A 12,005-nucleotide genomic window follows, 5' to 3' on the forward strand; every position below is an offset into this window, starting at 1 on the left:
TCGGTGGGCGGGCAAGTGATGGCAGGCCGTGATCTGACGGGTTCCAGCCAACGAGGGGTGTGCCGAAGGGAGTTGCCGTGGCAGCGGCGATCGGCTCGAAATAGTACCCGCTGAAGAGCCGACTCTGGCCGGGGATGGGTATCTGTAGACGCTCAAAATAAAAAAGGCGGCCTGAAGCCGCCTTGGATAGGAAGGGCTGCGCCCCCGGGGGCGCAGCCGTTTCAGCGCATCAGGCCGCTGGGGGCTGCTCGAAAGGCAGCGTCATGGCCGACAGGTCACGGCGGGTTTCCACCAGCACCAGCGGGCCCTCGTCCAGCACCACCGCCGGTGGGCGTTCACGTGGCACGCGGATGGGTTGGGGTTCTGCGGCAATTGCGGCTTGCACGGCTGCAATCTTGTCCGCATCAGAGTTCACCCACTGCAGGCCCGACGAGGCCGCCACCTGTTGCAGGGCATCGATGGGCAGTGTGAAACCCTGGACGCGTGGCAGGCCCGTGACCACGGGTGCTGCTGGTGCTGTGGCTGCCACGGGGGCTGCAGTGGCCACCGTGGGTGCCGGGGCCACTACAACAGGGGCTACGGGAGCGGCTGCGGGTGCCGGAGTGGCGACAGGCGCGGCCACGACGACCGGCGCGGCGGCTTCGGCAGTAGCCACAGGTGCTGCTGCTGCGGCCGGTGCGGCTTGCTCCGCTGCGGGGGCGCTGAAGTAGCTGCGGCGTGGCGCATCGTCCTGCGCGGGTGCGGGCTCGGCCTGGGTGGGGTCGAAATCCAGCATCGCGGGGGCCGCGGCTTCTGTGTTGCCGTTGTTGTCACGCGGTCCACGCTCGCCACGTTCACGGCGGTCACGGCCATAGCGGTCGCGCGAACGACGCTCACGGCGCTGTTGCTCTTCGGCTGCGGTGCCATTGCCGTTGGCCTGAGCGTCGCTCAGATCCAGGTCAGGCAACGATGCCAGCGGTGCTGTGTCGACAAAGTCGCCGGTTGTCGCTGCTGGAGCCGACTCCTGGGCGTCTGCCGCACGGGGAGCGCGATCACCGCGTTCGCCGCCACGGTTGTTGCCCCGATCACCGCGTTCGCGGCGTGGGCCGCGTTCGCCACGGGCTTGCTGGGCGGGTTGGCCTTCCTGTCCATTGCCGGTGTTGCCCGCATTGGGGCCTTCCACCTGTGCCGTGGTGTTGACAGTGGTGTTGTCACCGTTCACACCTGCGTTCTGGTTGCGAGGCTCGGCGTCACGGCGGCCACGGCCACCGTCGCGGCCATTGCGGCCTCCTTCACGGCCCTCGCGGGCTTCGCCCTCGGGGCGGCGCTCGGTGTCACGCGGTGGGCGGTTCTCCGCATCGCGGGGAGCACGGCCTTCGGCAGAGCGTTCGCCACGGCGGCCACGGCCTTCACCGTTGTTTTCGCGGTTGCCGTCACGGGGTGCGCCTTCGCGCTGGCCGTCCCGATTGCCATCGCGGCCACCACGGCGGCCACGGCCTTCGCCGTTGCGTCCGTCGCGGCGGGGTTCGCCACGGCTGGTGGTTTCAGGAGCTGCGGCAGGTGCTGGCGCTGCCACCGTGGCAGGGGCCACCGGCGCATTGCCGAAGCCAAAAAGGCTCTTGATCCAGGCAAAGAAACCTTGCTCCTGTGGCGCTGGAGCGGCAGGTGCTGGAGCGGCAGTGGCAGCCGGGGCTGTCGCATGGGGGGCTGCGGGGCGCTGGCCACTACGGGGGGGCGGGCGGAGCCTTCAGGGCGGGGTTCGCGCGGCTCGGCCACGGGGGCCGGTGCGTCAGGCAACACACCCTTGATGACAGGGGTTTGTTTGTTGGTGGGCTCTTGCGAGCGGCGCGTCACGGCGGTGGGGTCTTCCACTTCTTCGGCGAGCTTGTAGCTGGCTTCGATGTGGTCCAGGCGTGGGTCGTCGTGCTTGAGGCGTTCCAGGCGGTAATTGGGGGTTTCCAGCGTCTTGTTGGGAACCATCAGCACGGCCACGCGCTGCTTGAGTTCGATCTTGGCGATCTCGGTGCGCTTTTCGTTCAGCAGGAACGAAGCCACTTCCACCGGCACCTGGCAGTGCACGGCGGCCGTGTTGTCCTTCATCGACTCTTCTTGAATGATCCGCAGGATCTGCAGCGCCGACGATTCGGTGTCGCGGATGTGGCCCGAGCCGCCGCAACGGGGGCAGGGGATGGACGAGCCTTCAGAGAGGGCAGGCTTGAGGCGCTGGCGGCTCATTTCCATGAGGCCGAACTTGCTGATGGTGCCGAACTGCACGCGGGCGCGGTCTTGGCGCAAGGCGTCGCGCAGGCGGTTTTCCACTTCGCGGCGGTTCTTCGACTCTTCCATGTCGATGAAGTCGATCACGATCAGGCCGCCCAGGTCGCGCAGGCGCATCTGGCGGGCCACTTCGTCGGCGGCTTCCAGGTTGGTGCGGGTGGCGGTTTCCTCGATGTCGCCGCCCTTGATGGCGCGGGCCGAGTTCACGTCCACGCTGACCAGCGCTTCGGTGTGGTCGATCACGATGGCGCCGCCCGAGGGCAGCTGCACGGTGCGTGCGTAGGCCGATTCGATCTGGTGCTCGATCTGGAAGCGGCTGAACAGGGCAGCATCGTCGCGGTAGCGCTTCACGCGGGCGGCATGCTCGGGCATGACGTGCGCCATGAACTGCTGCGCCTGTTCGTAGATGTCGTCGGTATCGATGAGGATGTCACCGATGTCGTTGTTGAAGTAGTCGCGGATCGCGCGGATGACGAGGCTCGATTCCTGGTAAATCAGGAAGGCGCCTTTGCCGCCCTTGCCAGCGCCGTCAATCGCGGTCCAGAGCTTGAGCAGGTAGTTCAGGTCCCACTGCAGTTCGGGCGCAGTGCGACCAATGCCGGCGGTGCGCGCGATGATGGACATGCCGTTGGGGTATTCCAACTGGTCCATCGCCTCCTTGAGCTCGGCGCGGTCCTCGCCCTCGATGCGGCGCGACACGCCACCGCCACGGGGGTTGTTGGGCATCAGCACCACATAGCGGCCGGCCAGCGAGACGAAAGTGGTCAGGGCGGCGCCCTTGTTGCCGCGTTCTTCCTTTTCCACCTGAACCAGCAGTTCCTGGCCTTCGCGGATCACTTCATTGATGCGCGCCTGGCTGGGCGAAACACCGGGGGTGAAGTAGCTGCGCGAGATTTCCTTGAACGGCAGAAAGCCATGGCGGTCTTCGCCGTAGTCCACAAAGCAGGCTTCCAGCGAAGGCTCGACGCGCGTGACAACGGCCTTGTAGATGTTGCCCTTGCGCTGTTCGCGCCCTTCGATTTCGATTTCGTAGTCGAGGAGCTTTTGTCCGTCGACGATGGCCAGGCGGCGTTCTTCGGGCTGCGTGGCGTTGATGAGCATCCGCTTCATGATGCGATTCCTTCAGTGTTTCGCGGACAGCAGCGGTGCAGCACACCCAATCAACAGGGAAGGCTGCGCGGGCTGCTGCCCACAGTTTCCAAACCAATACAACAAGCTCTACAGGAGCTGTGAATGCCTGGACTGACGCATCGAAACGAAGGGAATTGCCGGGGATGCCAATGATCTGCAGCGCTCTAGCGCAGCATCGTGAGGCAGGGGCGCGTGGATGGGGGCGAGTGGTAGGAACGCAGTTTTGCTAGCAAAAGAGTAGCTGATTGCGCTTGCTGGCTGTGCGCTGAGGGCGATTTTGAGCGTGCAGCCAAAGGCCGCAGCCTCCGCCACAAGGTCATCATCCATGCCATCAACAACCACATGCTCGCTTCGATCCGCTGGCAGACCGCTCTCGGGTAGAGAGCATCTGCCAGCTTGGGGGATTCCGTATCAGTGTTTCAATTTGTCAGTCCGCCGTGCTGCGTGCTGGCCACCACAGGCATCTGGCCTGCAATCTGCGTGCACGACGCCCGCTGGCATCGACCTTCCTGCGCCAGTGCAAGGGTTGTGTGGACTAAACTCCAGACAAATCAACCACTTACACAACAACGCGCAGGTGAAACACATTATAGGGGCCAAACCGCCATCCGACCGCACCGCAGCAGCAAGCCCTCCGGCAGTCCGCCTGGTGGAGGTCGACGAAGACTCTGCAGGCCAGCGGCTTGATAACTTTTTGATACGCCACTTGAAAGGTGTGCCAAAAACGCATGTCTACCGCATCATCCGCAGCGGCGAGGTGCGCATCAACAAAGGCCGGGTGAGTGCCGACACGCGCGTGGAGACGGGAGACCTGGTGCGTCTGCCGCCCGTGCGCGTCTCTGACAAAGTGGCAGAGAAGGCCGAGCGCCCGGCGCCTGCGCGCGAATTCCCCATCCTGCTCGAAGATGAGCACCTGATTGCCATCGACAAACCTGCGGGTGTGGCGGTGCACGGCGGCAGCGGCGTGAGTTTTGGAGTGATTGAGCAACTGCGCCAGGCGCGGCCGGGCGCCAAATTCCTGGAATTGGTGCACCGGCTGGACCGTGACACCTCGGGCATCCTGCTGGTCGCCAAGAAGCGGTCAGCGCTCACTCACTTGCAAGACCAGTTCCGCGAACGCGAGACCGGCAAGACCTATCTGGCGCTGGTCATGGGCGCCTGGCCCCCCAACAAAAAGGTCATCGACCTGCCGTTGCACAAGTACCTGCAGGAAGACGGTGAGCGCCGCGTGCGGGTGACCACGGCCGACGACCCGGACGGCATGCGCTCCATCACGTTGGTCAAGGTGCGCAGTGCGGTGCCTGCGCGCACGGCGCAAGGCCTGCCCGCGATGTCGCTGCTGGAAGTGACCATCAAAACAGGCCGCACCCACCAGATCCGCGTACACCTGGCCAGCCAGGGGCACGCGATCGTGGGGGATGACAAATACGGCGACTTTGACCTCAACAAGCGCCTGCAGAAGCTGGGGATGAAGCGCATGTTCTTGCATGCCTGGCGGTTACAGTTCAATCACCCTGCCTCGGGTGAGCGGGTGGCTTTGAATGCCGAGTTGCCGCCCGAACTGGCCGATTTTGTATCCCCCGCCTGAGAAGGCATGAACGAAACCCATGCCCGCCAAAACCTTCCGCCCGCGCCGCTTTGACCTCATTGCCTTTGACTGGGATGGCACCCTGTTCGACTCCACCGCCATCATCGTGCGCTGCATCCAGGCGGCGGTGCGTGACGTGGGTGGCACCGTGCCCACCGACAAGGAGGCGTCGTATGTGATTGGCATGGCGCTGACGCAGGCACTGGCCCATGCCGCCCCGGATGTACCGCCCGAGAAATACAACGAACTGGGCAACCGCTACCGCTTTCACTACATCCAGCATCAGGATGACCTGAGCCTGTTTGACGGTGTGTTGCCGCTTCTGACAGACCTGCGCGAGCGTGGCCACCTGCTGGCCGTGGCCACGGGAAAAAGCCGACGCGGGCTGGACGAAGCGCTGCATACGGTGCAACTCAAGGGTGTTTTTGATGGCTCGCGCACGGCCGATCAAACCGCTGGCAAGCCTCACCCGTTGATGTTGCAGGAGTTGATGGCGGATTTCGACGTACCGCCCGGTCGCCTTCTGATGATTGGCGACACGACCCATGATCTGCAGATGGCTGTCAATGCCGGTTGTGCGAGTGTGGGGGTGAGCTATGGGGCCCATGAGCCCGACGCGTTCCATGTGTTGAACCCGCTGTGCGTGGCCCATTCGGTGCGTGAGTTGCACGATTGGTTGCTGCACAACGCTTGAAGTGCGGCGTTGGAGTGAGGACGAGCCCATGACAACACTTCCCGAGCAGTCCATTGCGCTGTGCAACAGTTCTGACCTTGTCGATGGTGGCTCGGCGGTGCCGTTTGATGTGCACTACGCGGGCCAGACCTGCCGGGCCTTTGCCATTCGCTACCGGGGCGTGCCCCATGCCTATCTGAACCGCTGCACGCACGTGGCCATGGAGATGGACTATCAACCGGATCGGTTTTTTGACGACACCGGCCAATGGCTGCTGTGCGCTACGCATGGCGCTGCCTACCTGCCCAGCACCGGCCAGTGCGCTGGGGGCCCCTGTCGGGGAGGCTTGGTGAAAATTGCCCTGGCGGAAAACGGGGGGGTGGTGCGCTGGCATACTGCCTACAACCTGCAACCCGTAGAGTTCTAGAAAATCCAGATGAATTACCCTAATGTGCTGCCGCCTGGTGCCAGCCAGCGCGACGCGCGGGCCCCAGCGCTGTGGTGCCCAGGACGCATGACATGACCGATCCCCAACAGCCCGGATCTTCGGGTTTTGACTCTAAAAACAATCCAGCGCCCGACCTGTGGGCGCAAGCAGCTACTAATTCAGGAGCATCTGTGAGCGATTCATCGCGTGAACCCGGCTGGGAGCGCGCCACGCTGGAAAAGCTGGCCTTCTCTGCCCTCAACGAACAACGCAGTAGCCGTCGCTGGAAGATCTTCTTTCGGCTGGCCTGGCTGGTGCTGATTGCCGCTGTGGCGTTTGTGGCCTTGCGCCAGGCATCACCCAGTGCCAGCAAAAGTGCGCCGCACACAGCGGTGGTGGACATCAAGGGCGAGATCGCCTCGGGGGCCGACGCCAGTGCTGAATTTGTCGTGGCGGCCATGCGCAGTGCTCTGGAAGACGAGGGCTCGCAAGCCTTGGTGCTGCTCATCAACTCGCCCGGCGGGAGCCCCGTGCAGGCCGGCATCATCAACGACGAGATCGTGCGTCTGAAGGCCAAGCACAACAAGCCGATCTACGCGGTGGTGGAGGAAACCTGCGCGTCGGCCGCCTACTACATTGCGGCTGCTGCCGATGACATCTATGTGGACAAGGCCAGCATCGTGGGCAGTATTGGCGTGCTGATGGACGGCTTCGGCTTCACCGGTGTCATGGAAAAGGTGGGCGTGGAGCGCCGCCTGCTCACGGCCGGAGAGAATAAGGGGTTCCTCGACCCTTTCAGTCCGCAGACCGAGAAGCAGCGTGCCTATGCGCAGACCATGCTGGACCAGATTCACCAGCAGTTCATTGCTGCGGTGAAAGCCGGGCGCGGCGACCGCCTCAAGACCACCCCCGACACCTTCAGCGGCCTGTTCTGGACGGGGCAGCAGGCGGTTGAAATGGGTCTGGCCGACAAGCTGGGCAACCTCGATTACGTGGCCCGCGAAGTGGTGAAGGCCGAGGACATCATTGATTACACCCGCCGTGACAACGTGGCTGAGCGCTTGGCCAAGCGGTTTGGTGCGGCTGTGGGCATGGGGGCCGTCAAGTCGATGGCTGTGTCGGGCCCCCAGTTGCGCTGAAACGCCGCGAAGAGCCGACAGGCCCGGCGATTTTCGCGATGGTCTGACTGATCGCAGACTCCCATCCAAAACCCTGGGCAGAGGTATCTCCCCGGGGTTTTTTTATGAGCGCGTGCCGCGTGGTGCTTCGATGGTGGCTCTGGGGCTTCTGCTGCCTGGTTGGAAGGCATTTTGGCTTGGTGCGCTGATGTTATACGCCTTGATAGCTATGAAATACGTAGCGATACAAATTTCAGTCCAATGCCCGGGAGTCCTATCTCCCCAGTGCAAACACTACGGGCGTGCGGTTGTCTGGCGGCGCGGGTTGCTGTTTCCACTGCCGCACCAGTTGGCTCTGGACGCGGGCGTCCGGCAGGGTCAGCCCGCTGGCGAGTGCCAGGCGGGTGTGGGGCTGTAGCGTCTGCACCAGGGCCTGCCACAGTACCGGGTTGCGGTACGGGGTTTCGATGAAAAGCTGGGTCTGTCCCGTGCGCAGCGCGATCCCCTCCAGCTCCTTGATGCGCTGCGTGCGCTCATGCCCGTCTTGCGGCAGGTAGCCCACGAAGGCGAAGTTTTGCCCATTGAGGCCACTGGCCGCCAAGGCCAGCAGCAGCGATACCGGTCCTACCAGTGGCACCACGCGCAGGCCCAGGTCGTGCGCGGCCCGCACCACCGACGAGCCAGGGTCGGCCACAGCGGGCATGCCCGCTTCGCTGACCAGGCCCATGTCGTGGCCATTCAATGCAGCCGCGAGCAGCGGGCGTGCGTCGAACGGGGCCGAGCCTTTGTCGCCATGGTCACCCTTCTTGTGGACCTCGCGCGGCAGTTCGGTGATCTGCTGCTGCTGCAGAGGCGCGGCCAAGGGGTGCAGTGCGTCGATGCGCTTGAGGTAGGCGCGCGTGCTCTTGGCGTTCTCGCACACCCAGTGGGTCAGGCGTGCAGCGGTCTGCAGTGTGGCCGAGGGCAGGGCATCCTGCAGGGCGGCCTGGGTGTCGCAGCCAAAGTCGAGGGGGGCGGGAACAAGGTATAGCGTGCCGGTCTTCGCATTCATCGTTGGCCTCCATTGCGCTGCGCAGTAGCCGTGGCCAGCGAAGCCGACGCAGCGCAGGCCAGTGCACCCGTGGATCTGGCTAGGCCGGGCCACTGGGTGTGTCTCCCTCTCAGAGGATAGGGGGAGGGCGCGAAGCGACTCAGTGAGTGCTTCGTCATGGCAGCACCAGCCCCGCCGCGCGCAGCATGCGGCATGTACGGATCAGCGGCAGCCCGATGAGTGCCGTGGGGTCGTCGCTGTGGATGGCGTCCAGCAGCGCAATGCCCAGGCCTTCGCTCTTGGCGCTGCCCGCGCAGTCGTAGGGCTGTTCGGCGCGCAGGTAGCGCTCGATTTCTTCGTCAGACAGGTCGCGGAACTGGACCTCCACTGGGGCAAGGTCCACCTGCTCAAAGCCCGTGGCGGCGCATACCACGGCCAGCGCGGTCTGGAACACCACGGTCTGGCCGCGCATCTGGCGCAGCTGCTGCACGGCGTGATCGTGCTGGCCCGGCTTGCCCAGCGGTTCGCCTGCAAGGTCTGCCACCTGGTCAGAGCCAATCACCACCGCTTCGGGATGTTGTTGCGCAACGGCACGCGCCTTGGCCAGGGCCAGGCGCAGGGCCAGAGCGCGCGGGGTTTCTCCGGGCAAGGGTGTCTCGTCCACATTCGGGGCCGTGACGTCAAAAGGCAGGTTCAGCCGCTGTAGCAATTCACGCCGGTAGCGCGAGGTGGAGCCCAATACCAGACGGCGTTGCAAGGAGGGGGATTGATGCATGCGCCGATTCTCTTACACTGCCGCCATGACCAAGGAATTCTCCGCTCAACGCCTGGATGTGAAAGCCTTTGCACAGGCGGGTGGCCGACTGTCGGGCCACGACTCATTGCTGAAGTACGAACGCCTGGCCCAGGAGGCCAAGGGCTTGCATCCCGATCTGCTGGTGGATTGGGAGGCTGTGGGTGAGGTGCGTACCGCGCTGGGCGGTATGGGGCAGGTGTGGCTGCATATCAAGGTGCAAGCGAGCTTCCCTATGGAATGCCAACGTTGCCTGACGCCTGTGGATGTGCCTTTGGCGGTGGAGCGTGAGTTCCGCTTTGTGGCAGATGAGGCCACCGCTGAGGCGCTGGACGATGAGAGCGAGGAAGACCTGTTGGCCATGAGCCGCGAGTTCGATCTGCACGAACTGATTGAAGACGAGCTGCTGATGGCCCTGCCGGTTGTGCCCAAGCACGACGAATGCCCCACCTCCGTGCCGCTGGCTTCTTCGGATGAGGATTTCGAGGAGGCCAATGCTGAAAAACCCAATCCTTTTGCTGCTTTGGCTGCGCTGCGTAAGGACGACAAGGGTTAATTGGCAGTCCAAAAATCATTTGGGTTATAATCGTGGGCTTCACGCGAACCCCATCGTGTCTTTTGGGCTGATCGCGTTTTTACCAACCTACTCAAGATCAGGAGCCATCATGGCCGTTCAGCAAAACAAAAAGTCCCCTTCCAAGCGCGGTATGCACCGCTCGCACAATGCCCTGAATGTGCCAGGCATTGCTGTGGAACCTACTACTGGTGAAACGCACCTGCGCCACCACATCAGCCCCAACGGTTTTTACCGTGGCCGCCAGGTGCTGAAGAACAAGTCAGAAGCCTGACTTTCGCCCCATCCAAAGGCCCGTTGCTACAAAAAATGTAGCGCGGGCCTTTGTTTTGACCGTCGTATTTATCTTTCGGCCTGTTTGGCCGGCCGGACAAGTCGCCCATGATCACACTGGCTGTTGACTGCATGGGGGGCGACCATGGCCCCCGCGTCACGCTCGCGGCGTGCCGCCAGTTTCTCGACCACCACCCTGAAGCCCGTCTGCTGCTTGTCGGCCTGCCGGATAGCCTGAAGGCGTTTTCGCACGACCGTGCCACCATTGTTCCTGCCTCCGAAGTGGTGGCCATGGACGATCCTGTGGAAGTCGCCCTGCGCAGGAAGAAGGATTCTTCGATGCGTGTGGCGATTCAGCAAGTCAAGGATGGAACCGCGTCTGCGGCTGTCTCTGCTGGTAACACTGGCGCATTGATGGCCATTGCCCGTTATTTGCTCAAGACGCTGGATGGTATCGACCGCCCGGCCATTGCCACGCAGTTGCCCAACGCCCAAGGTGGTGCCACCACGGTACTGGATCTGGGGGCCAACGTGGATTGCTCGGCAGAGCACCTGCTGCAGTTCGCTGTCATGGGTTCAGCCCTGGTCTCGGTCCTCAAAGATGTGGATGAGCCCACTGTGGGCCTGCTCAACATTGGCGAAGAAGTGATCAAAGGCAGCGAAGTTATAAAAAAAGCCGGCGAATTGCTTCGATCAGCGGCCAACTCCGGTGATTTGAATTTCTATGGAAATGTTGAGGGAAACGACATTTTCAAAGGAACCGTCGATATCGTGGTGTGTGACGGCTTTGTAGGTAACGTCGCGCTGAAAGCGAGCGAGGGTGTGGCGTCTATGGTCATTGGCGGGCTGAAGGCTGAGTTTTCTCGCCATATCTTCACCAAAATGGCAGCCATCGTCGCCTATCCGGTTCTAAAAGCACTGATGAGTCGCATGGACTACCGTCGATACAACGGCGCAGCGCTTTTGGGTCTGCGCGGACTGGTGTTCAAGAGCCATGGATCGGCCGACGCCATGGCATTCGAGCAGGCGTTGAACCGGGCGTATGATGCAGCCCGCAACAACTTGCTCGACCGTGTCCGGACCCGGATTGCGCATGCGGCGCCTCTCCTGGTGCCCGCAGATGCCCAGCCCAAGCCTGGCGTGGCGGCGACCACACACTAGATGAGACGCTATTCCCGCATTACCGGCACCGGCAGTTATCTGCCTCCCCGCCGGCTGACCAACGCCGATCTGGTGGCCGAACTGGGCCAACGCGGCATCGAAACCTCGGATCAATGGATTGTGGAGCGCACGGGTATCCGGGCGCGCCACTTTGCCGCGCCCGATGTGACCAGCAGCGATCTGGGTTTGGAGGCCGCACGCAATGCCTTGCAGGCGGCCGGGCTGCAGCCCACCGACATTGACCTGATCATCGTCGCCACGTCTACGCCAGACATGGTGTTTCCGTCAGTCGCTTGTATCTTGCAGAACAAGCTGGGTGCCAATGGCTGCCCAGCGTTTGATGTGCAAGCTGTGTGCAGTGGTTTTGTGTATGCCTTGTCGGTGGCAGATGCCATGATCCAGACGGGTGCCGCCAACCGCGCGTTGGTCATTGGCGCCGAAGTATTCAGCCGCATTCTGGATTTCAACGACCGCACCACTTGCGTGTTGTTCGGTGATGGCGCTGGCGCCGTGGTGCTGGAGGCGTCGGAGACGCCCGGCATTTTGTCGAGCGACCTCCATGCGGACGGTAAGCATGTCGACATCCTGTGCGTGCCGGGAAATGTGTCGGGTGGGCAGGTGTTGGGCGATCCTGTGCTCAAGATGGACGGCCAGGCGGTCTTCAAGCTGGCGGTGGGCGTGCTGGAAAAAGCTGCCCATGCCGCTCTTGCCAAGGCGGGGCTGACCGAGGCTGACATTGACTGGTTGATTCCGCACCAGGCCAACATCCGCATCATGCAAAGTACGGCCCGCAAGCTGAAGATGTCCATGGACAAGGTGGTGGTCACAGTGGATCAACACGGCAACACCTCTGCGGCCTCCATTCCGCTGGCGCTGGACCATGCGGTTCGCACAGGCCAGGTCAAGAAAGGCGAAACGCTGCTCCTCGAAGGAGTGGGTGGCGGTTTCACCTGGGGTGCAGTGCTCCTGAAACTATAGCTA

10 protein-coding genes and 1 pseudogene are annotated in these 12,005 nt (G+C 63.0%); 8 read left to right on the forward strand and 3 right to left on the reverse strand.

Annotated elements, in window-relative coordinates:
- Positions 1-229: 229 nt before the first annotated feature.
- A pseudogene (locus tag CLU85_RS07595) lies at positions 230-3,366 on the reverse strand (ribonuclease E/G).
- Between the two features lie 598 nt (positions 3,367-3,964).
- Here CLU85_RS07595 and CLU85_RS07600 point away from each other — a divergent pair.
- From CLU85_RS07600 to CLU85_RS07615, 4 genes are all read left to right on the forward strand, one after another.
- Positions 3,965-4,975 (forward strand): RluA family pseudouridine synthase, encoded by a 1,011-nt coding sequence (locus tag CLU85_RS07600; RefSeq protein ID WP_100409736.1) that lies wholly within the window; start codon positions 3,965-3,967, stop codon positions 4,973-4,975.
- Positions 4,976-4,994: 19 nt separating this feature from the next.
- On the forward strand, positions 4,995-5,669 hold the full coding sequence (locus CLU85_RS07605) for an HAD family hydrolase (protein ID WP_100409737.1): 675 nt from the start codon (positions 4,995-4,997) through the stop codon (positions 5,667-5,669).
- Between the two features lie 28 nt (positions 5,670-5,697).
- Positions 5,698-6,075, forward strand: a complete 378-nt coding sequence (locus tag CLU85_RS07610; RefSeq protein ID WP_100409738.1) for a Rieske 2Fe-2S domain-containing protein — start codon at positions 5,698-5,700, stop codon at positions 6,073-6,075.
- Positions 6,076-6,167: 92 nt separating this feature from the next.
- A complete protein-coding gene (locus CLU85_RS07615; RefSeq protein WP_100409739.1) occupies positions 6,168-7,214 on the forward strand; it encodes a S49 family peptidase in 1,047 nt (348 codons plus the stop codon).
- Between the two features lie 253 nt (positions 7,215-7,467).
- On the opposite strand, the gene CLU85_RS07620 is transcribed toward CLU85_RS07615, so the two are convergent.
- Together CLU85_RS07620 and CLU85_RS07625 are read right to left on the reverse strand one after the other, a co-directional pair.
- A complete protein-coding gene (locus CLU85_RS07620) occupies positions 7,468-8,244 on the reverse strand; it encodes an SAM-dependent methyltransferase (RefSeq protein WP_100409740.1) in 777 nt (258 codons plus the stop codon).
- Positions 8,245-8,398: 154 nt separating this feature from the next.
- A complete protein-coding gene (locus tag CLU85_RS07625) occupies positions 8,399-8,998 on the reverse strand; it encodes a Maf family nucleotide pyrophosphatase (protein ID WP_100409741.1) in 600 nt (199 codons plus the stop codon).
- A 25-nt stretch (positions 8,999-9,023) separates the two neighbouring features.
- Between CLU85_RS07625 and CLU85_RS07630 the strand changes: the two genes are divergently transcribed.
- The 4 genes from CLU85_RS07630 to CLU85_RS07645 all read left to right on the forward strand — a co-directional run bounded on the left by CLU85_RS07630 (position 9,024) and on the right by CLU85_RS07645 (position 12,002).
- Entirely contained in the window at positions 9,024-9,572 is a 549-nt protein-coding gene (locus CLU85_RS07630; RefSeq protein ID WP_100412423.1) for a DUF177 domain-containing protein, read from the forward strand.
- A gap of 109 nt (positions 9,573-9,681) precedes the next feature.
- Positions 9,682-9,864: a 50S ribosomal protein L32 gene (rpmF, locus tag CLU85_RS07635; RefSeq protein WP_005794249.1), complete on the forward strand. Its 183-nt coding sequence runs from the start codon at positions 9,682-9,684 to the stop codon at positions 9,862-9,864.
- Positions 9,865-9,971: 107 nt separating this feature from the next.
- Complete coding sequence (plsX, locus tag CLU85_RS07640) at positions 9,972-11,024, forward strand: phosphate acyltransferase PlsX (RefSeq protein WP_100409742.1); 1,053 nt, start codon at positions 9,972-9,974, stop codon at positions 11,022-11,024.
- Positions 11,025-12,002 carry a beta-ketoacyl-ACP synthase III gene (locus tag CLU85_RS07645; protein WP_100409743.1) on the forward strand — a complete coding sequence of 326 codons (978 nt, stop codon included), beginning with the start codon at positions 11,025-11,027 and terminating at the stop codon, positions 12,000-12,002.
- Positions 12,003-12,005: the final 3 nt, after the last annotated feature.

Source organism: Acidovorax sp. 69 (assembly GCF_002797445.1).
Taxonomy (GTDB): domain Bacteria; phylum Pseudomonadota; class Gammaproteobacteria; order Burkholderiales; family Burkholderiaceae_C; genus Acidovorax.

Excerpts from the sequence above, each read along its gene's own strand:
- CLU85_RS07605 (WP_100409737.1), top strand. The coding sequence starts at position 4,995 with ATGCCCGCCAAAACCTTCCGCCCGCGCCGCTTTGACCTCATTGCCTTT.
- CLU85_RS07610 (WP_100409738.1), top strand. The coding sequence starts at position 5,698 with ATGACAACACTTCCCGAGCAGTCCATTGCGCTGTGCAACAGTTCTGAC.
- CLU85_RS07615 (WP_100409739.1), top strand. The coding sequence starts at position 6,168 with ATGACCGATCCCCAACAGCCCGGATCTTCGGGTTTTGACTCTAAAAAC.
- CLU85_RS07620 (WP_100409740.1), bottom strand. The coding sequence starts at position 8,244 with ATGAATGCGAAGACCGGCACGCTATACCTTGTTCCCGCCCCCCTCGAC.
- CLU85_RS07625 (WP_100409741.1), bottom strand. The coding sequence starts at position 8,998 with ATGCATCAATCCCCCTCCTTGCAACGCCGTCTGGTATTGGGCTCCACC.
- CLU85_RS07630 (WP_100412423.1), top strand. The coding sequence starts at position 9,024 with ATGACCAAGGAATTCTCCGCTCAACGCCTGGATGTGAAAGCCTTTGCA.
- rpmF (WP_005794249.1), top strand. The coding sequence starts at position 9,682 with ATGGCCGTTCAGCAAAACAAAAAGTCCCCTTCCAAGCGCGGTATGCAC.
- plsX (WP_100409742.1), top strand. The coding sequence starts at position 9,972 with ATGATCACACTGGCTGTTGACTGCATGGGGGGCGACCATGGCCCCCGC.
- CLU85_RS07645 (WP_100409743.1), top strand. The coding sequence starts at position 11,025 with ATGAGACGCTATTCCCGCATTACCGGCACCGGCAGTTATCTGCCTCCC.